Genomic DNA, 18389 nt, shown 5'->3' on the forward strand with positions numbered 1-18389 from the left:
TGCCGGGGCTTCCGCCGGAATCCGGCTCCACCGGCCCCCGATTTCCTGTAACTGTTTATAGTGGTTACATGGAAGAGCCCGCAACAGGTCTGGTGCTGCACTCACCCGAAGGAGTGCCCTACCGCTTCGACCCCGGAGCGCTGTGCCTGGAACTGCTGCCCACGGGCGGATCGGCGAGGTACCCCCACTACGAGGTGCTGCGCGAGCCGGCGAACCTGGCGGTCTGGGCCGCCCGGTCCCGGCTGCGCCCCTCGCCCTCGGTCGAGGTGACGGAGGCGGAGCTGGCCGCGGCCAGGGAGCTGCGGGCCGCGCTGTGGCGGATGGCCGTGGACCAGGCACACGGCCGGGTGCCGCGCGAGGCCGACGTGGCGGTGGTCAACGCCACCGCGGCCGGCCCGCCGCTGTCCCCGAGGCTGCTGCGTGCGGAGGGACGGCGGAGCGGCGGCGGCGCGGGCTGGAGCCGGGACTGGGGACCGGCCGCGACGGGCGCGCGGCTGCTCTCGACGGTGGCGCGCGACGCGGTCGACCTGTTCGGCGGCCCGTACGCCCACCGGGTGCGGGAGTGCGCCGCCGACGGCTGTCACCTGGTCTTCGTGGACACCTCACGGCCCGGCCGCCGCCGTTGGTGCTCGATGGAGCGCTGCGGCAACCGCCACAAGGTCCGGGCGCTGCGCGCCCGGCGTGAGGAGCAGGGGGAGCGGGGGAGCGAAGGGGAGTGAGGAACGCGTCCGCGGGACGCGCCGGGGCCGTCGGCCGGTGCCGCACCGTACGGGACCGGTGAGGAGCGGCCGGTGAGGGACGCGCCCCGGCCGGGTGAGCCTCCCGGCCGACGACCCGTCCGGAACCGCCGGGCGGCCCACCGCTCACCGGCCCTCCCCCGTCGGCGCGGGGACGGCCGGTGGCCGCCGGAGGCTGCCCCGCCGCCGCGAGGAGCGGCCGGCCGGCACCGGCGAGCACGTCCGCCGGAGCGGACACCGGCGGACGGTGCCCGGGACGGCGCCCGCCCGCTCGGGCCCGGACGGGCCGGTGGCCGGGGAGGCTCACCGGGCCGGGGCGGCTCGGGCGGGACGACGGCCCGGTGAGGTCGTGCGAGCCGGTGTTGGTGGACGCCCCCGGGCGTCCACCAACACCGGCGGAGCGAACGGCCGGAGCCGTCAGAAGCCGAGCCACCAGCCGGCGAGATGGCCGGTGTCCTGCCGGTGGGCGTCCCGGACGCGGAGCTTCCACACGCCCGCGGCCGGTGCGGCGGAGGCGTCGACGGTGTAGGTGGCGACCAGGTCGTCGCCCGAGTCGAAGCCCGCGCTCTTCAGCCGCGTGGTGCCGCCGTCCGGAGCCACCAGGCCGACGACGAGATCACCTCGGTAACCGTGCCTGATGTCGACGCCGATCCGCAGGTCGCCCGGGGCGTTCCCGGCCGGCCCGGTGACGCGGATCGGGGACTCCACGGCGGGACCGCCGTCGGGTATGGCCGACTTCTCGGTGCTCTCGAACACCCGGCCCGGTTCGTCGGCGCCGGTGCCGAGCGTCCACACCGCGTGGGCCAGGGCGTCGCTGTTGCGGTCCAGCGCGGTGTCGTCGATGTTGGCCTCGGTGTCGCAGGCGGAGTGGTAGCAGGGGTCGAAGGCCTGCCCCGCGGTGCCGCCCCACTTCCGCGCCTGGGCGGCCGTCTTGATCCGTCCGGCACCGGTGAACAGGCCACCGACGGGTATGCCCGCGTCGGCGAACGGAGCGTGGTCCGAACGCCCGTCGGCCTCGGTCGAGATCTCGGTGGGCACTCCCGCCGCCGTGAACCAGTCCTGGAAGACCCGCTCGATCCGCGGATCGTCGTCGTAGACGAAGTAGCCCGCGTTGGGGGAGCCGATCATGTCGAAGTTGAGATAGCCGCTGATCCTCGACCGTTCCGCGGCGGAGAGGCCGCCGACGTGGTGCCGCGAGCCGAGCATGCCCAGTTCCTCGGCTCCCCACCAGGCGAACCGCAGGTGCTTGTCCGGCTGGAACCCGGTGCGGGCCACGGCCAGCGCGGTCTCCAGGACGGCGGCGGAGCCGGAGCCGTTGTCGTTGACGCCCGCGCCCCCGGAGACCGAGTCCAGATGGGCCCCGGCCATGAGGATCTCGTCGGGACTGCCGCCGGGCCAGTCGGCGATCAGGTTGTAGCCGGTGGTGCCGCCGGCGGTGAACCGCTGTACGGAGGTGGTGTAGCCCGCGGCGTCCAGCTCGCTCCGGATGTGGTCGAGTGCGGCGCGGTAGCCGGGGCTGCCGTGGGCGCGGTCGCCGCCGTTGGCCGAGGCGATCGACTGGAGGCGCGACAGCCGGCCCTTGACGGCGGAGAGCGGGATGTCCGGCGCCTCGGCGGCCGGTGCGGCGCCGGACGGGGCGGGTCCGGCCGCGGCGAGCGCGGTGGACGCGGTGGGGGGCCCGGCCGCGAGCACGCCGGCCGTGGCGGCCGGGGCGGACGTGACGAGCAGCCCGGCCGCGAGCACGCCGGCCGCGCCGGCCCGGCGCGGAGGAGTTCTTCGGGGATGCCGCCGGACGGAGCGGGTGAACATCGATGCCTCCTGTGGGGGGATGAGGTGGGCATGATGCTGAAGGGCCGCCGACACACCGTCAAGGACGCAACCCGGACATTCCTTACTGAATATCGGGCAAGGTGAGACGGGATGCCACCCGGGCCCGGGCGGTGGCCCGCCGCACCGGGGCGCGGCGGTGCGCCCGTTACGCCTTTCGGGTGAGTTCCTCGGCCGTCCCGTCCGGTCGGGCCGGCGCGGAGCCCGGCTGCTGCTTCCCGGCTGCGACCGCCGGAGTCGCCGGAGTCGCCGGAGCCGCTGTGGCCGCCGCGGCCCGCAGCCGTACCCGCGAGCGGCGCGCGGTGCGCAGGGCGTCCCAGGTCAGCAGGCACAGCGCCGCCCAGACGAGGATGAAGCCCGCCCACCGCTCGGGCGGCATCGCCTCGTCGAAGGCCAGCAGCCCCAGCAGGAACATCGAGGCGGGCGCCAGGTACTGCAGCAGGCCGATCGTGGACAGCGGCAGCCGTACGGCCGCCGCGCCGAAGAAGATCAGCGGCAGCGCGGTGGCCAGTCCGGCGAAGGAGAGCAGCAGCATGTGCCCGGAACCCTCGGCGGTGAAGGTGGACTCGCCCCGGGTGCCCAGGAAGGCCAGCACGCCGACCGCGGGCAGGAACTGCACGGCCGTCTCGGCGCCGAAGCCCGCCACTCCGTCCAGTCCGATGCGCTTCTTGAGCAGCCCGTAGAGGGCGAAGGTGACGGCCAGGGTGAGCGAGACCCAGGGCACCCGGCCGTAGGCGGAGGCCATCACCGCCACCGCCGCCACCCCGATGCCCACGGCCCCCCACTGGGCCGGGCGCAGCCGCTCGCGCAGCAGCAGGACGCCGAAGGCGATGGATATGAGCGGGTTGATGAAGTACCCGAGCGAGGCCTCGAGGACCTTGTCGACCGTGACGGCCCAGATGAACAGGCCCCAGTTGACCGAGATCAGGGTGGCGGCCAGGACCACCAGGGCGAGCCTGCGCGGTTCGCGCAGCAGCGGCCCCACCCACGACCAGCGGCGCAGCAGGGCCAGGATGACCAGGGCGGTGGGCAGCGACCACGCCATCCGGTGGGCCAGGACCTCCAGGGCGCCGGCGGGCTCCAGCGCGTGCCAGTACAGCGGGAGCAACCCCCACATCCCGTAGGCCGCGAAGCCGAACAACAGGCCTGTGCGGTGCTCGCCGTGCGACTCCAAGGCTCCTCCTCCGGACTGGCGGCCGGCCCCGGCGGGCCGACCCGATGAAGGTAACGCGCCACACCGCCGCTGTCATTTCCGTTTCGTCATACGGTCCTGACGGCTGATGTGCTGCCCGGTCCGGTGGTCCACCGGCGTACGCCCGTAGAGCCCGCGCCTCCTGTGAATCGTGTGCGCAGGCAACTGAACACCTTCCTGCTTCCGCCCGTATCCGTTCGTGAGCGCACCCGTACGCCCGCGTGCGGACGGACGTTGTGGTCATTCCTCATGACGGAGAGCGACCATGGGTGATACCAGCCGGATGGCTTCACCACCTTCTCCCCGGGAGAAGGTGTTCCAGCTCAGCGGCCGTTCCGTCCATGCCGCGCGGGAGTTCGTCGGGGAGGTGCTGGATGACTGGGGGGTGACGGAGCGCGAGGAGGAGGTACGGCTGTGCGTGTCGGAGCTGGCCACGAACGCCGTGCGGCACGGCATGCCGTCCGGTGACCGCTTCCGCGTACGGCTGACGCTGCCGAGGCGGGGCGTCCTGCGGATGGAGGTGCGGGACCGGGGCGCCGGGCGTCCGTGCGTCCGCCGGCCGGGACTGCACGAGGAGGGCGGGCGCGGACTGCTGCTGGTGGACGCGCTCGCCGACGCCTGGGGCGTCGGCGGACGGGTGCCCGGGGAGCCGGGGAAGACCGTGTGGTGCGAGTTCGAGCTCAAGCCCGCCCGGGAGTCCGGGTTCGAGTCCGGGCCCGCCGGACACGGCACGGGGAGGGCCGGACCCGCCGAGCGGGACCGGCCCTCCCCGTGAGCGCCGGACGTGCACGCCGGGCGGCGTGCCCGGCGCCGGATCAGCCCAGGACCGTCCAGGTGTCGTTGCCGGCGAGCAGTGCGCCGAGGTCACCCTTGCCCCGCTGCTCCACGGCCTTCTCCAGCTGGTCCGACATCAGGGTGTCGTAGACCGGGCGCCGCACGTCGCGCAGCACCCCGATCGGCGTGTGGTGCAGGGTGTCGGCGTCGGCGAGCCGGGAGAGGGCGAAGGCGGTGGTCGGGGAGTCGGCGTGGGCGTCGTGCACCAGCACGCCGCCGGTCCCCTCCACCGTCACGTCCACGACCCGCAGATCGCCGGTGGCCGGGTCGCGGACGACCCCCTTGGAGCCCAGCCCGTCCTCCGCGGGCGCGCCGAAGCGGATCGGCTGCCCGTGCTCCAGGCGGATCACCGCCTCCAGCGCCCGCTCCTTGTCCTTGAGCGCGTCGAAGGCGCCGTCGTTGAAGATGTTGCAGTTCTGGTAGATCTCCACCAGCGCGGTGCCCGGGTGGTCGGCGGCGGCCCGCAGCACGCTCGTGAGGTGCTTGCGGTCGGAGTCCACGGTGCGGGCCACGAAGGACGCCTCCGCGCCCAGCGCCAGCGAGACCGGGTTGAAGGGCGCGTCCAGTGAGCCCATCGGCGTCGACTTGGTGATCTTGCCGACCTCGGAGGTGGGGCTGTACTGGCCCTTGGTCAGACCGTAGATCCGGTTGTTGAACAGCAGGATCTTGAGGTTGACGTTGCGGCGCAGGGCGTGGATGAGGTGGTTGCCGCCGATGGACAGCGCGTCGCCGTCACCGGTGACCACCCACACCGACAGGTCCTGCCGGGAGGCGGCCAGCCCGGTGGCGATGGCCGGGGCGCGCCCGTGGATGGAGTGCATCCCGTAGGTGTTCATGTAGTACGGGAAACGGGAGGAGCAGCCGATGCCGGAGACGAAGACGATGTTCTCCTTCGCCAGCCCGAGCTCGGGCATGAAGCCCTGCACGGCGGCCAGGACGGCGTAGTCGCCGCAGCCGGGGCACCAGCGGACCTCCTGGTCGGACTTGAAGTCCTTCATGGTCTGCTTGCCGTCGGCCTTGGGGACCAGGGAGAGCGCCTGGTACGCCGGGTTCGGCGCGGACGCGGGCGCCTCCGCCGCGGTCTCAGCCATCGAGGGCCTCCTTCAGAACGGTGGCGAGTTGCTCGGCCTTGAACGGCAGGCCGGTCACCTGCGTGTGGGACCGGGCGTCGACCAGGTACTTGGCGCGGACGAGGGTGGCGAGCTGGCCGAGGTTCATCTCGGGGATCACCACCTTGTCGTAGCGCCCGAGCACCTCGCCGAGATTCCCGGGGAAGGGGTTGAGGTGGCGCAGATGGGTCTGGGCGACCTTCTCCCCGGCGGCGCGCAGCCGGCGCACCGCGGCGGTGATCGGCCCGTAGGTGGAGCCCCAGCCCAGCACCAGCAGCCGGGCGTCCCCGGCCGGGTCGTCCACGACGGCGTCCGGCACCTCGATGCCGTCCACCTTGGCCTGGCGGGTGCGGACCATGAAGTCGTGGTTGGCCGGGTCGTAGGAGATGTTGCCCGTGCCGTCCTGCTTCTCGATGCCGCCGATGCGGTGCTCCAGGCCCGGGGTGCCCGGCACCGCCCAGGGGCGGGCCAGGGTCTGCGGATCGCGCTTGTAGGGCCAGAAGACCTCGGTGCCCTCGGCGGTGGTGTGGTTGGGGCCGGAGGCGAAGCGCACCCGCAGGTCGGGCAGCTCGTCCGGCTCCGGGACGCGCCACGGCTCGGAGCCGTTGGCCAGGTAGCCGTCGGAGAGCAGGAACACCGGAGTGCGGTAGGTCAGCGCGATCCGGGCGGCGTCCAGGGCGGCGGTGAAGCAGTCGCCGGGGGTGGCCGGGGCCACGATCGGCACCGGGGCCTCGCCGTTGCGCCCGTACATCGCCTGCAGCAGGTCGGCCTGCTCGGTCTTGGTGGGCAGCCCGGTGGAGGGGCCGCCGCGCTGGATGTCCACGATCAGCAGTGGCAGCTCCAGGGAGACGGCCAGGCCGATGGTCTCCGACTTCAGCGCGACACCGGGGCCGGAGGTGGTGGTCACGGCCAGCGAGCCGCCGAAGGCCGCGCCCAGCGCCGCGCCGATGCCGGCGATCTCGTCCTCGGCCTGGAAGGTGCGCACGCCGAAGTTCTTGTGCTTGCTCAGCTCGTGCAGGATGTCCGAGGCCGGGGTGATCGGGTACGAGCCCAGGAACAGCGGCAGGTCCGCCTGCTGAGACGCGGCGACCAGTCCGTAGGACAGCGCGAGGTTGCCGGAGATGTTGCGGTAGGTGCCCGCCGGGAAGGCCGCCGAGGCGGGCGCCACCTCGTAGGAGACGGCGAAGTCCTCGGTGGTCTCGCCGAAGTTCCACCCCGCCCGGAAGGCGGTGACGTTCGCCTCGGCCACCTCCGGCTTCTTGGCGAACTTCTTGCGCAGGAAGGACTCGGTGCTCTGGGTGGGCCGGTGGTACATCCAGCTCAGCAGGCCCAGCGCGAACATGTTCTTCGCCCGCTCGGCGTCCCGGCGGGCCAGCCCGGACTCCTTCAGCGCCTCCAGCGTCAGCGTGGTCAGCGGCACCGGGTGGACCCGGTACGCCTCCAGCGAGCCGTCCTCCAGCGGGTTGGCGGTGTAGCCGACCTTGGCCATGGCCCGCTTGGTGAACTCGTCGGTGTTGACGATGAGCTCCGCGCCCCGCGGCAGGTCGGCGAGGTTCGCCTTCAGGGCGGCCGGATTCATCGCCACCAGCACGTTCGGCGCGTCGCCGGGGGTGAGGATGTCGTGGTCGGCGAAGTGCAGCTGGAACGAGGAGACACCCGGCAGGGTGCCGGCCGGGGCCCGGATCTCGGCCGGGAAGTTGGGCAGCGTGGACAGGTCGTTGCCGAACGACGCCGTCTCGGAGGTGAACCGGTCACCGGTCAGCTGCATGCCGTCACCGGAGTCGCCGGCGAAGCGGATGACGACCCGCTCCAGGCGCCGGACCTCCTTGGCCGTCGAGCCGGGCGGGCGCTGCTGGTCGGTGGGGTTGCTGACCTGGCTGGTCACTGGACGGGACCTCCCTTGAGGCGTCGGCTCGTCAGCCATCGTACGTGGGTAAGGGTGACCTTCCTGCTGCAGATCGCATGCTGGACGGCCAAATGAGACGACACCCACAGTGGGCGTCCTGTTCCGGCCGCACCGCCGTCCCCCGGTTCGGCACCGGGTCCGCGGACGGCGCTCCACGACCTCCCTACGACCTGAGGTAGGTCAGCACCGCCAGCACCCGGCGGTGGTCGCCGTCGCTCTGCGCGAGCCCCAGCTTCATGAAGATGTTGCTGACGTGCTTCTCCACCGCGCCGTCGCTGACCACGAGCTGCCGGGCGATCGCGGAGTTCGTACGACCCTCCGCCATCAGCCCCAGCACCTCGCGCTCCCGCGGGGTGAGCCCCGCCAGCACGTCCTGCTTGCGGCTGCGGCCCAGCAGCTGGGCGACCACCTCCGGGTCGAGCGCGGTGCCGCCCCGGGCCACCCGGACCACCGCGTCGACGAACTCGCGCACCTCGGCCACCCGGTCCTTCAGCAGATAGCCCACCCCCCGGCTGGACCCGGCCAGCAGCTCGGTGGCGTACTGCTCCTCGACGTACTGCGACAGCACCAGCACCGCCAGGTCCGGGTGGTCGGCGCGCAGCCGGATGGCCGCCCGCAGTCCCTCGTCGGTGTGCGTCGGCGGCATCCGTACGTCCGCCACCACCACGTCCGGCAGCTCCCCGGTGTCGGCCAGCTCGCCGACGACCTTCACCAGTGCCTCACCGTCGCCGACACCCGCGACGACCTCGTGGCCCCGGTCGCTCAGGAGGCGGGTCAGGCCCTCCCGGAGCAGCACCGAGTCCTCGGCGATGACCACCCGCACCTTGTCCTCCTCGTCCACCACGGTCCACGGCCCCCCAACAGTCCGGAATCCTGGCCCCAGCATTCCAGGATCCGGACCCCGGTGGAGAACGGGTTGTGCGGAAGGGTGAGGACGCGGCGTGCCGCGGGGCGGTCAGGTCCGCCAGGGGAGTTCGGCGGTGATGGTGGTGGGTCCGCCGGTGGGGGAGTCGAGGAGGAGGAGTCCGTCGACGGAGTCGAGGCGTTCGGCGAGTCCGGCCAGTCCGGTGCCGCCTTCGGTGGTGGCGCCGCCGTGGCCGTTGTCGGTGATCTGGATGAGGAGGCGGTCGTCGGTGTGCCAGAGGTCGACGGTGGCGTGGGTGGCGTGGCTGTGTTTGCTGATGTTCTGGAGGAGTTCGGAGACGGTGAAGTAGGCGATGCCTTCGATGGCGGGGGCGGGGCGGGTGGGCAGGTCGGTGGTGATGGTGGTGGGGACGGTGCAGCGGGCGGCGAGGTTGGACAGGGCGGGGCCCAGGCCGCGGTCGGTGAGGATGGCGGGGTGGATGCCGCGGGCGAGGTCGCGGAGTTCGGCGAGGGCGAGTTTTACTTCGCCGTGGGCTTCGTCGACCATTTTGGCGGCGGTTTCGGGGTCTTCGAGGAGTTTTTCCTTGGCGAGGCCGAGGTCCATGGCGAGGGCGACGAGGCGGGCCTGGGCGCCGTCGTGGAGGTCGCGTTCGATGCGGCGCAGGTCGGCGGAGGCGGTGTCGGTCACCGTCCGCCGGTCCGACTCCAGCTCCCGCATCCGGGTGGTCAGCTCGGAGGGGCCGAGCAGTCCCCGCACCATCACCCGGTCCACCCCGGTCAGCCCGCGCAGGAGCCACGGTGCGGCCAGGACGACCGCCAGGCCGACGGCGGAGGTGAGGAGGATCTCCGGCGGGCTGTCCAGGTACCAGCTGTCGCCCCCCGCCTCGCCGTAGACCTGGATGCCGGGCTGCCCGGCGTGGGTGGGGAGGACCCAGACCCACAGCGGGTAGGTGAGCAGGCCCCAGCCGACCGCCCAGAACGGCAGCACCACGCAGAAGGAGAACACCGCCCACGGGAAGTGGAGGAACGCGTACAGCAGGTGCCGCCAGGACGCCCCGCTCCGCAGCAGCGCCCCCGTCCACGCCACCACGCCCCTGCCGCGCCGCCCGGTACCGACCGGCTCCGGCTCGTCGATCTCCATGCCCAGCAGCGCCCGGGCGCGGGCCCGCTCCAGTACCCCGACCCCCCGGAAGAGCATGAGGGTGAGGGCCAGCAGGGGCACCCCGACGAAGGTGACCAGCAGTCCGGCGCCGACCGCGGTCAGGGCGGTGGCCAGGGCGAAGCTCGCGGTGGCGATCGGCAGGCCGAGCAGGACGTGGAGGAACTCCCGCCAGGCGCGGCCCGCGAAGGGGGCGCGCAGCACCGCGGGGACCCGGTGCCGGACCGGCGCCGGGGCGTCGTGGTCGTAGGCGGTCATGGGGCCATCCGTTTCGTGGTCGGGCCGTCTCCGGGCACCGGATCGGTCGGGTCGGGGGCGGTCCGCGGGCCGCGGTCCGCCGTTCTCCTTCAGGGTCGGCCGTGCGGGAGGGGCGGGCCATGGAGCGTGTCGGCGTCCTGCCCGGGGGTTCTCCCCACCCCGGAGCCCCGGCGCTCCCGGCGGCGGGTCAGCTCCCCCGGCCCCCGGTGCCCCGGTCCCGCTCGTCGCTCCCGTCCCTCTCCCGCCAGGGGAGTTCGGCGGTGATGGTGGTGGGTCCGCCGGTGGGGGAGTCGAGGAGGAGGAGTCCGTCGACGGAGTCGAGGCGTTCGGCGAGTCCGGCCAGTCCGGTGCCGCCTTCGGTGGTGGCGCCGCCGTGGCCGTTGTCGGTGATCTGGATGAGGAGGCGGTCGTCGGTGTGCCAGAGGTCGACGGTGGCGTGGGTGGCGTGGCTGTGTTTGCTGATGTTCTGGAGGAGTTCGGAGACGGTGAAGTAGGCGATGCCTTCGATGGCGGGGGCGGGGCGGGTGGGCAGGTCGGTGGTGATGGTGGTGGGGACGGTGCAGCGGGCGGCGAGGTTGGACAGGGCGGGGCCCAGGCCGCGGTCGGTGAGGATGGCGGGGTGGATGCCGCGGGCGAGGTCGCGGAGTTCGGCGAGGGCGAGTTTTACTTCGCCGTGGGCTTCGTCGACCATTTTGGCGGCGGTTTCGGGGTCTTCGAGGAGTTTTTCCTTGGCGAGGCCGAGGTCCATGGCGAGGGCGACGAGGCGGGCCTGGGCGCCGTCGTGGAGGTCGCGTTCGATGCGGCGCAGGTCGGCGGAGGCGGTGTCGGTCACCGTCCGCCGGTCCGACTCCAGCTCCGCGATCCGCCGCTCCAGCTCGTCCGACGGCGACAGCAGTCCCCGCACCATGGCCCGGTCCGCGAGGGTCAGCCCGCGCGCCAGCCAGGGCAGGACGGGCCAGGCGACGAAGAGGGCGGCGAGGGTGACCGCGAAGGTGGCGGCCCCCCAGGGGAGCCGGAGGAAGAAGTAGAGCGCGGTGCGCCAGCCGACCGGGTCCTTCAGCGTCGCCCACAGCCAGGGGAGGAAACCGCCGTGCGACCGGCGCCGGATCGGCGTCGGCTCGTCGATCTGCACGTCCAGCAGTCTCCGCGCCCGGGCCCGCTCCAGCCTGCCCAGCCCGCGGCAGCCGACCAGGCCGAACGCCAGCACGGGCAGTCCGACCACCGTGACCGACAGCAGCGCGCCGGAGTAGATCCACACGCTGACGAAGACGAAGCCGGCGAGATCCACCGGCAGGTTGAGCAGGAGATGCGCGATCTCCTTCCAGGTCCCCGCGGTGAGCGCGGCCCGTGGCGGGGGCAGCCCGTCGTTCCGCCGGCCCGGGCCGTCCCGCCCGTCGCGGTGGCCGCCGCCGGGCCCGGGGCCGGTGGTGTGCCGGGTGCGCCCGGCGGGCGGCGGATCGCCGTCCCGGGCGCGGGGGGAGGACGCAGGGCTCGCGGTCATGGGCCCAGCCTGCCGCGCGCGGGAACGCGCCGCCATGGGGTGCGTGGGTGGGCGGGAGGTGGGGTTGTCCCCACCTTCGGGCACACCGGGCGGCCCGGGAGGGCGGTCCAGGGCCTAGACTCCCCTTCCGACTCCTTTTCCGACTCCTTTTCCGGGCGCCGCGACCGGTCGCGGACGCGAACACCACAGAGCGAGGGACGGACGTGCCGGACTACTTCCACGGCTACGCGGTCGTCGGACTGGTCGCGGTCCTCGGGGTGCTCTTCGTGGCCGCGGCCTTCGGCGCCGGACGGCTGCTGCGGCCGGTGGTGCCGACCCCGGAGAAGCTGCTGACGTACGAGTGCGGGGTCGACCCCGTCGGCGAGGGCTGGGCCCACACCCAGATCCGCTACTACGTGTACGCCTTCCTCTACGTCGTCTTCGCGGTCGACTCGATCTTCCTCTTCCCCTGGGCCACGGTCTTCGCCGAGCCCGGCTTCGGCGGAGTGACACTGGTGGAGATGTTCGTCTTCCTCGGCTTCCTGGCCGTGGGAATCCTCTACGCCTGGAAGAAGGGCGTGCTGGCATGGACGTGACCCCGCCCCCCGCGTCGCCCCCCGCCCCCTCCGGCACCCGGAGCCCCGTGGACCTGCCGGAGCCCCGGCGGCTGGGCGGTCTGGCCCGGCTCGCCCCGGAGCCGATGAAGGTGGTCCTGAACTGGGGCCGCCGCTACAGCCTGTGGGTGTTCAACTTCGGACTGGCCTGCTGCGCGATCGAGTTCATCGCCGCGTCGATGTCCCGGCACGACTTCATCCGCCTCGGGGTCATCCCCTTCGCGCCGGGCCCCCGCCAGGCCGATCTGATGGTCGTCTCGGGCACCGTCACCGACAAGATGGCCCCGGCGGTGCGGCGGCTGTACGAGCAGATGCCCGAGCCGAAGTACGTGATCTCCTTCGGGGCCTGCTCCAACTGCGGCGGCCCCTACTGGGACTCGTACTCCGTCACCAAGGGCGTGGACCAGATCATCCCGGTCGACGTCTACGTGCCCGGCTGCCCGCCGCGCCCGGAGGCGCTGCTCCAGGGCATCCTCAAGCTGCAGGAGAAGATCGCCGGCGAGTCGCCGGCCGAGCGCTACGGGCACCGTCCCGGCCGCCGGGGCGGCCCGGGCGAGCCGTCGGCGGCGGCGCTGACCAGCGGCCTGGTCGCCCCGCCCCCGGCTCCGTCCCCCGGTCCGGCAGCAGGTCCGGCAGCGGGGGAGGAGCGCGGGTGACCGGCTGGCTGCCCCGTCCGCCCGAGGAGCTCTTCGGCGCGGGCGCCACCGCTTCGCAGGCGTACGAGCTGCTGACCGTCGAGGTGCCCGCCGAGCGCTGGACCGAGGCGCTGACCGCCGCCCGCGACGAGCTGGGCTGCACCTACTTCGACTGGCTGAGCGCCGTGGACGAGCCGGGCGCCGGCCTCGCCGTCTGCGCGCACTTGGCCGCGCTGGGCACCCCGGTGCGGCGGCTGCTGCTGCGCACCACCGTGCCGCACGGGGCGCCCGAACTGCCCACCGCCACCGGGGTGTACGCGGGGGCGGCCTGGCACGAGCGGGAGACGCACGAGATGTTCGGCGTCGTCTTCACCGGCCATCCGGGTCTGACGCCCCTGCTGCTCCCCGACGGTTTCGAGGGGCACCCGCTGCGCAAGGACTTCGTGCTGGCGGCCCGGGTCGCCAAGGCGTGGCCGGGTGCCAAGGAGCCGGGGGAGTCCGGCGCGGGCGGCCCGAAGCGGCGGCAGGCGCTGCCGCCCGGGGTGCCCGACCCCAACGAGTGGGGCCCGCTCAAGGGACAGCTTCCGCCCGGCCCCGCCCGTCCGGCCCGCCGCCGCGCGGCGTCCGCCACGGGTACGGCGGGCGGGACCGGGGAGCCGGGGGCGCCCGGCGAGCGGCGACCGCGCCGGGCGCGCAGCGCGAGTGCCGGATCGGCCAGCCAGCGGGCGGCGGCCGCCGAGGCCGCCGGAACGACCGCCGGGGAGCCGGTCGCCGGAGAGGGCGCCGCCCCGGCGGAGCTCCCCGCCCGTCCGCCCCGCCGGGCGCGGAGCGCCGCGGAGGGCTCGGCCAGTCAGCGGGCCGCGGCCGAGCCGGGCCGCCGCAGCACGGACGCGCCCTGGCTCAAGCCGTCCCCCGGGACACCGGCCCCGGAGGAGACCTCGGACGAGGCGGCCCGCCGGGTGCGGGAGACGGACGAACAGGCCGGGACCCCGCTCGCCGAAGGCGGCGGCGCCTCGGTCGCGAACGCACCCGGGGACGCTCCCGGAAGCGCCGGCGAGGCCGGTACCCGCAGCGACAGCGGTACCGGCGGCACGAACGAGGAAGCGGGCACGGACACAGGCACGGACACGGGAACCGACCGGGACGGGACGACGGGAGGGGGCACCTGATGGACGTGCTCGATGTCGCCTGGCGGCTGCTGGCCGTCCTGCTCGCCTTCCTGATCCTGCCCCTGCTGGTGGGCCAGACCGAGCACAAGGTCATGGCCCACATGCAGGGCCGGGTCGGCCCGATGTACGCGGGCGGCTTCCACGGCTGGGCCCAGCTCGTCGCCGACGGAGTGAAGTTCGCACAGAAGGAGGATGTCGTACCGGCGGGCGCCGACCGCAGGATCTTCCAGCTCGCACCGGCGGTAGCCCTCATCCCCTATCTCCTGGTGCTGATCGCGATCCCCGTCGGGCCGGACGGCATGGTCGGCCAGGCGATCGACGCGGGGATCTTCTTCGTCCTGGCCGTGATGGGCGTCGGGGTGCTCGGCTCGCTGATGGGCGGCTGGGCCTCGGCCAACAAGTTCTCCCTGCTGGGCGGGCTGCGCACGGCCGCCCAGCTGATGGCGTACGAGCTGCCGCTGCTGCTGGCCGCCGCCTCCGTCGCCATGGCCGCGGGCACCGTCTCGCTGCCCGGCATCCTGGACGCGTTCGAGTGGTGGTGGGTGCCGTGGCAGCTGGTCGGCGCCGCGGTCTTCTTCACCGCCGGGCTCGCCGAGCTCCAGCGCCCGCCCTTCGACGCGCCCGTCGCCGACTCCGAGATCATCTTCGGTGCCTACACCGAGTACACCGGTCTGCGCTTCGCGCTGTTCCTGCTCGCCGAGTACGCGGGCATCGTCGTGCTGTGCGCCCTGACCACCGTGCTGTTCCTCGGCGGCTGGCACGGGCCGTGGGCCGGTGAGCTCGGCTGGCTGTGGACGCTGCTGAAGACGGCCGTCCTCGCCTTCGTCGTCATCTGGCTGCGGGTGAGCTACCCGCGGCTGCGCGAGGACCAGCTCCAGCGGCTCGCCTGGACGGTGCTCGTCCCCCTCGCCCTGGCGCAGATCGCGCTCACCGGCGTCGTGAAGGTGGTGATCCAGTAATGGCCGTACCCGGCAGCGGCCTGGCCAAGGGCCTGGCCGTCACCCTGCGCACCATGACCCGGCGCTCGGTCACCGCGCACTATCCGGAGGTCCAGCCCGAACTGCCGCCCCGCAGCCGCGGGGTGATCGGGCTGTTCGAGGAGAACTGCACGGTGTGCATGCTGTGCGCCCGGGAGTGCCCCGACTGGTGCATCTACATCGACTCCCACAAGGAGACGGTGCCGCCCGCCGCGCCCGGGGGCCGCGAGCGCAGCCGCAACGTCCTGGACCGCTTCGCCATCGACTTCTCCCTCTGCATGTACTGCGGCATCTGCGTCGAGGTCTGCCCGTTCGACGCGCTGTTCTGGTCGCCGGAGTTCGAGTACGCCGAGACCGACATCCGCGAGCTCACCCATGAACGCGACCGGCTGCGCGAGTGGATGTGGACGGTGCCCGCGCCGCCGCCGCTGGACCCGGCGGCCGAGGAGCCCAAGGAGCTCGCCGCCGCCCGCAAGGCCGCCGGGAGGCCGGCGGCCGCCGGACCGGCGGGGCAGCCGGGGCAGCCGGACCGGCCCACCGCGGACCGGCCCCGGGAGGACGACGCGTGAGCGCCGCCGTACGGCTCGCCGCCGAGCACCCCGGCTTCCTGTCGCCCACCGGAGTGGAGATCGTCTTCCTCCTCGTCGGCCTGGTCACCCTGGGCGCCGCCGTCGCCACCGTCACCAGCCGGCAGCTCGTCCACGCCGCGCTGTGGCTGGTGGTGGCGCTCGGCGGGATCGCCGTGGAGTACCTGCTGCTGTCCGCCGAGTTCATCGCCTGGGTGCAGGTGCTGATCTACGTCGGCTCCGTCGTCGTCCTCCTCCTCTTCGGCCTGATGCTCACCCGGGCGCCCATCGGCCGCTCGCCGGACGCCGACTCCGGCAACCGTCCCGTCGCCCTCGCGGTCGCCGGCGCGGCGGCCGTCACCCTGGTCACCGTCGTCGTGGACGCCTTCCGCACCACCTGGATCGATCTGGACACCGGCGGCCCGCAGGGCACCACCCGCGTCACCGGGGAGGTCCTCTTCAGACACTGGGTGCTCCCCTTCGAGGCCCTCTCCGTCCTCCTGCTCGCCGCGCTCGTCGGCGCCATCGTCCTGTCCCGCCGGACGGACGGCGGTACGGGCGGCGGGCCGCGCGGCGAGAAGGCCGGAGGGCGCTGATGCATCTCGCCTACCCCGCCGTCCTCGCCGCGCTGCTGTTCTGCACCGGGCTGTACGGCGTCCTCGCCCGGCGCAACGCGATCCTCGTCCTGATGTCGGTCGAGCTGATGCTCAACGCCGTCAACCTCAACCTCGTCGCCTTCGACGTCTGGCTGCGCGACACCCTCCACGCGGGCCAGGCCCTCACCCTCTTCGTCATCGCCGTCGCCGCCGCCGAGATCGGCATCGGCCTGGCCATCGTGCTGCTCGTCCACCGCGCCCGCGGCACCTCCCACATCGACCGGCTCCGCGCCCTCGCCGAGACGGCCGATGCGTCCGATGCGTCCGAGACGGCCGACGAGCCCCCCGGGAAGACCACCGACACGCGCCTGACCAGGGGAGAGGCCACCGCGTGACCACCACGACCCTCGCCGTCCTCGTCCCGCTGCTGCCCTTCCTCGGCGCTCTCGCCGGACTCCTCCTCGGCCGCCGCGCCCCCGGCTACGTCCGCCCCCTGGCCGTCCTGCCCACCGCCGTCTCGGCCGTGCTCGCGGTCGTCCTCGCCGTGCGCCAGGGCGGCGAGGACGCCCTGACCGGCGCCACCCTGCTGGCCCCGACCGGCAACACCGCCCTGCCCGTCGAACTCGCCTTCCACCTCGACGGCTTCGCCGTCCTGGTCGCGGTCCTGGTCGGGTCCGTCGCGTCCGGTGTGCAGCTCTACTCCACCGGCTACCTGCGCGACGACCCGCGCTACCCCTCCTACGCCGCGCTGGTCTCCCTGTTCACCTCCGCGATGCTGCTGGTCGTCTACAGCGACGACCTGATCGTGCTGCTGGTCGGCTGGGAGGTCATGGGCATCTGCTCGTACTTCCTGGTCGGCCACTACTGGGAGACCGCCGCCGCCCGGACCGCCTCCCTCAAGGCGTTCCTGGTCACCAAGCTCGGCGACGTGCCGTTCGTCATCGGCATCCTGGCGCTGGCCTCCGAGGCCGGGACGTTCCGCATCAGCACGGTCGTCACCCGGCTCACCTCCCCGCTGGCCTCCTTCGAGCTGGAGCACCCCACCGTCATCGCGCTGCTGCTGCTCGCCGGGGTGGTGGGCAAGTCCGCCCAGTTCCCGCTGCACGGCTGGCTGCCGGACGCGATGGCGGGCCCGACCCCGGTCTCCGCGCTGATCCACGCCGCCACCATGGTCGCCGCCGGTGTCTACTTCGTCGCCCGGCTGCTGCCCGTCTTCACCGCCTCCACGGCCGCGCTGGCCGTCCTGGCCGCGCTGGCCGCCGTCACCATGACCGGCTCGGCGCTCGCCGCGCTCGCCCAGGACGACATCAAGCGCGTCCTGGCCTGGTCCACCGTCGGCCAGCTCGGCTACATGTTCGGGGCGCTGGCCGTGGGCGACCGCGGCGCCGCCGTCTTCCACCTGATCTCGCACGGCGTGTTCAAGGCACTGCTCTTCCTCGCCGCGGGCGTGGTCATCCACGCGGCCGGCACGAACTCCCTGGCCGCCATGTCCCGCATGTCCGGCCTGGCCGAACGGGTGCCCGACGCCTACTGGACGATGACCGTCGGCCTGCTGGCGCTGGCCGCCGTACCGCCCTTCGCCGGCTTCTTCTCCAAGGAGGCCGTCCTCGGCGCCGCCGAGCACGCCGTCACCGGCTCCGCCGCCGGGGGCCACGCCGTACCGGCCGCCGTGGGCTGGACGGTCCTGCTCGCCGGGCTGCTGACCGCCCTGCTCACCGCCGCGTACGCCGCCCGGCTGTGGCTGCTGGCCTTCCGCGGCCGCGGCGACCGGGCGCCCGACCACGGGCGGCAGCCGGCCGTCATGAACACCGTCCTGTGGGCGCTGGCCGGGCCCACCGTCGTCCTCGGCCTCCTCCACGGCACCCTGCCCGACTGGTTCGACGGCGGCTCCCTCGCCCCCACCCTCACCACCGCCGTCCTGGCCACCGGGCTGACCGCCGCCGGAGTCGTGATCACGTACGCCGCCTGGCGGCACACCGCGGCGCGGGCCCCCGTACCGCTCGGCGCGGTCGCCGCCCACCCGTCGGCCGAGCCCGCCGCCCTCCCGTCGCCCGGCCGCCACCCCTCACCGAGGCGCTCCGCGCCGCAGTTCTCGACTTCCGAGGCCGAGGCCATCGCCACCCACCGGGCGGCCTACGGCGACATCGCCGCCGCCGACGACCCGGCCGACCCCGGCCGCGTCCTGCTCGGCCCGCTGCACCGCCACGCCGCCCGCGGCTTCCACCTCGACACGGTGTACGCGGCGGTCGCCGTACGCCCCGCGCGGGCCGCGGCCCGCCTCGTCCGCTTCCTCGACCGCGAGGTCGTCGACACCTACGTCAGCGGCGCGGGCGGTACGGCCCGGCTGCTCGGGGCGGCCGTGCGCCGCGCCCAGACCGGCAACGTGCAGACGTACCTGAGCGTCCTGTTCGCCGCCTCCCTCGTCCTGGCCGTGGCCGCCGCCCTCGTCGCCGCCGGAGCGTGACC

Annotated in this window: 17 protein-coding genes; 10 read left to right on the forward strand and 7 right to left on the reverse strand. The window is 73.8% G+C overall.

Annotation, left to right across the window (positions count from 1 at the left end; translation table 11 throughout):
• Nucleotides 1–68: 68 nt before the first annotated feature.
• The gene (locus V1L54_RS13770; RefSeq protein WP_330118276.1) at nucleotides 69–719 is read left to right on the forward strand and encodes a CGNR zinc finger domain-containing protein; all 651 of its coding nucleotides are present in this window, start codon (nucleotides 69–71) and stop codon (nucleotides 717–719) included.
• Nucleotides 720–1154: 435 nt separating this feature from the next.
• Here the strand turns inward: V1L54_RS13770 and V1L54_RS13775 are convergent, their stop codons facing one another.
• Nucleotides 1155–2546: a M28 family peptidase gene (locus V1L54_RS13775; protein ID WP_330118277.1), complete on the reverse strand. Its 1392-nt coding sequence runs from the start codon at nucleotides 2544–2546 to the stop codon at nucleotides 1155–1157.
• 166 nt (nucleotides 2547–2712) lie between these two features.
• A complete protein-coding gene (gene rarD / locus V1L54_RS13780) occupies nucleotides 2713–3681 on the reverse strand; it encodes an EamA family transporter RarD (RefSeq protein WP_443076630.1) in 969 nt (322 codons plus the stop codon).
• 340 nt (nucleotides 3682–4021) lie between these two features.
• On the opposite strand from rarD, the gene V1L54_RS13785 reads away from it, so the two are divergent.
• On the forward strand, nucleotides 4022–4531 hold the full coding sequence (locus V1L54_RS13785) for an ATP-binding protein (protein WP_330118279.1): 510 nt from the start codon (nucleotides 4022–4024) through the stop codon (nucleotides 4529–4531).
• Between the two features lie 40 nt (nucleotides 4532–4571).
• Here V1L54_RS13785 and V1L54_RS13790 read toward each other — a convergent pair whose 3' ends face one another.
• The 5 genes from V1L54_RS13790 to V1L54_RS13810 all read right to left on the reverse strand — a co-directional run bounded on the left by V1L54_RS13790 (nucleotide 4572) and on the right by V1L54_RS13810 (nucleotide 11387).
• Nucleotides 4572–5681, reverse strand: coding sequence for a 2-oxoacid:ferredoxin oxidoreductase subunit beta (locus V1L54_RS13790; protein ID WP_330118280.1), 1110 nt, complete (start codon nucleotides 5679–5681; stop codon nucleotides 4572–4574).
• Nucleotides 5674–7584 carry a 2-oxoacid:acceptor oxidoreductase subunit alpha gene (locus V1L54_RS13795; protein ID WP_330118281.1) on the reverse strand — a complete coding sequence of 637 codons (1911 nt, stop codon included), beginning with the start codon at nucleotides 7582–7584 and terminating at the stop codon, nucleotides 5674–5676. Before V1L54_RS13795 ends, V1L54_RS13790 begins: the two co-directional genes overlap by 8 nt.
• Before the next feature lie 184 nt (nucleotides 7585–7768).
• On the reverse strand, nucleotides 7769–8428 hold the full coding sequence (locus tag V1L54_RS13800) for a response regulator transcription factor (protein WP_330118425.1): 660 nt from the start codon (nucleotides 8426–8428) through the stop codon (nucleotides 7769–7771).
• Nucleotides 8429–8560: 132 nt separating this feature from the next.
• Nucleotides 8561–9886 carry a sensor histidine kinase gene (locus V1L54_RS13805; RefSeq protein WP_330118282.1) on the reverse strand — a complete coding sequence of 442 codons (1326 nt, stop codon included), beginning with the start codon at nucleotides 9884–9886 and terminating at the stop codon, nucleotides 8561–8563.
• A gap of 187 nt (nucleotides 9887–10073) precedes the next feature.
• Nucleotides 10074–11387 carry a sensor histidine kinase gene (locus tag V1L54_RS13810; protein ID WP_330118283.1) on the reverse strand — a complete coding sequence of 438 codons (1314 nt, stop codon included), beginning with the start codon at nucleotides 11385–11387 and terminating at the stop codon, nucleotides 10074–10076.
• 203 nt (nucleotides 11388–11590) lie between these two features.
• Here V1L54_RS13810 and V1L54_RS13815 point away from each other — a divergent pair, with 203 nt between their 5' ends.
• The 8 genes from V1L54_RS13815 to V1L54_RS13850 are packed head-to-tail and all read left to right on the forward strand — an operon-like array spanning nucleotide 11591 to nucleotide 18387.
• On the forward strand, nucleotides 11591–11962 hold the full coding sequence (locus tag V1L54_RS13815; protein ID WP_233221303.1) for an NADH-quinone oxidoreductase subunit A: 372 nt from the start codon (nucleotides 11591–11593) through the stop codon (nucleotides 11960–11962).
• The gene (locus tag V1L54_RS13820) at nucleotides 11953–12636 is read left to right on the forward strand and encodes an NADH-quinone oxidoreductase subunit B (protein ID WP_330118284.1); all 684 of its coding nucleotides are present in this window, start codon (nucleotides 11953–11955) and stop codon (nucleotides 12634–12636) included. Before V1L54_RS13815 ends, V1L54_RS13820 begins: the two co-directional genes overlap by 10 nt.
• The gene (locus tag V1L54_RS13825) at nucleotides 12633–13784 is read left to right on the forward strand and encodes an NADH-quinone oxidoreductase subunit C (RefSeq protein ID WP_330118285.1); all 1152 of its coding nucleotides are present in this window, start codon (nucleotides 12633–12635) and stop codon (nucleotides 13782–13784) included. Before V1L54_RS13820 ends, V1L54_RS13825 begins: the two co-directional genes overlap by 4 nt.
• Nucleotides 13781–14743 (forward strand): complex I subunit 1/NuoH family protein, encoded by a 963-nt coding sequence (locus tag V1L54_RS13830; protein ID WP_330118426.1) that lies wholly within the window; start codon nucleotides 13781–13783, stop codon nucleotides 14741–14743. The genes V1L54_RS13825 and V1L54_RS13830 overlap by 4 nt, the downstream gene beginning before the upstream one ends.
• On the forward strand, nucleotides 14743–15330 hold the full coding sequence (locus V1L54_RS13835; protein ID WP_330118286.1) for a NuoI/complex I 23 kDa subunit family protein: 588 nt from the start codon (nucleotides 14743–14745) through the stop codon (nucleotides 15328–15330). The genes V1L54_RS13830 and V1L54_RS13835 overlap by 1 nt, the downstream gene beginning before the upstream one ends.
• Nucleotides 15327–15923, forward strand: coding sequence for an NADH-quinone oxidoreductase subunit J family protein (locus tag V1L54_RS13840; RefSeq protein ID WP_330118287.1), 597 nt, complete (start codon nucleotides 15327–15329; stop codon nucleotides 15921–15923). The genes V1L54_RS13835 and V1L54_RS13840 overlap by 4 nt, the downstream gene beginning before the upstream one ends.
• Nucleotides 15923–16318 carry an NADH-quinone oxidoreductase subunit NuoK gene (nuoK, locus tag V1L54_RS13845; protein ID WP_330118288.1) on the forward strand — a complete coding sequence of 132 codons (396 nt, stop codon included), beginning with the start codon at nucleotides 15923–15925 and terminating at the stop codon, nucleotides 16316–16318. The genes V1L54_RS13840 and nuoK overlap by 1 nt, the downstream gene beginning before the upstream one ends.
• Nucleotides 16315–18387, forward strand: coding sequence for an NADH-quinone oxidoreductase subunit 5 family protein (locus V1L54_RS13850; protein WP_330118289.1), 2073 nt, complete (start codon nucleotides 16315–16317; stop codon nucleotides 18385–18387). Before nuoK ends, V1L54_RS13850 begins: the two co-directional genes overlap by 4 nt.
• Nucleotides 18388–18389: the final 2 nt, after the last annotated feature.

Origin of the sequence: Streptomyces rubellus, assembly GCF_036323805.1 — a bacterium.
Classification (GTDB): Bacteria; Actinomycetota; Actinomycetes; order Streptomycetales; family Streptomycetaceae; genus Streptomyces.

Excerpts from the sequence above, each read along its gene's own strand:
- rarD (WP_443076630.1), bottom strand. The coding sequence starts at position 3,681 with ATGTGGGGGTTGCTCCCGCTGTACTGGCACGCGCTGGAGCCCGCCGGC.
- V1L54_RS13770 (WP_330118276.1), top strand. The coding sequence starts at position 69 with ATGGAAGAGCCCGCAACAGGTCTGGTGCTGCACTCACCCGAAGGAGTG.
- V1L54_RS13820 (WP_330118284.1), top strand. The coding sequence starts at position 11,953 with ATGGACGTGACCCCGCCCCCCGCGTCGCCCCCCGCCCCCTCCGGCACC.
- V1L54_RS13775 (WP_330118277.1), bottom strand. The coding sequence starts at position 2,546 with ATGTTCACCCGCTCCGTCCGGCGGCATCCCCGAAGAACTCCTCCGCGC.
- V1L54_RS13835 (WP_330118286.1), top strand. The coding sequence starts at position 14,743 with ATGGCCGTACCCGGCAGCGGCCTGGCCAAGGGCCTGGCCGTCACCCTG.
- V1L54_RS13785 (WP_330118279.1), top strand. The coding sequence starts at position 4,022 with ATGGGTGATACCAGCCGGATGGCTTCACCACCTTCTCCCCGGGAGAAG.
- V1L54_RS13805 (WP_330118282.1), bottom strand. The coding sequence starts at position 9,886 with ATGACCGCCTACGACCACGACGCCCCGGCGCCGGTCCGGCACCGGGTC.
- nuoK (WP_330118288.1), top strand. The coding sequence starts at position 15,923 with ATGCATCTCGCCTACCCCGCCGTCCTCGCCGCGCTGCTGTTCTGCACC.
- V1L54_RS13810 (WP_330118283.1), bottom strand. The coding sequence starts at position 11,387 with ATGACCGCGAGCCCTGCGTCCTCCCCCCGCGCCCGGGACGGCGATCCG.
- V1L54_RS13790 (WP_330118280.1), bottom strand. The coding sequence starts at position 5,681 with ATGGCTGAGACCGCGGCGGAGGCGCCCGCGTCCGCGCCGAACCCGGCG.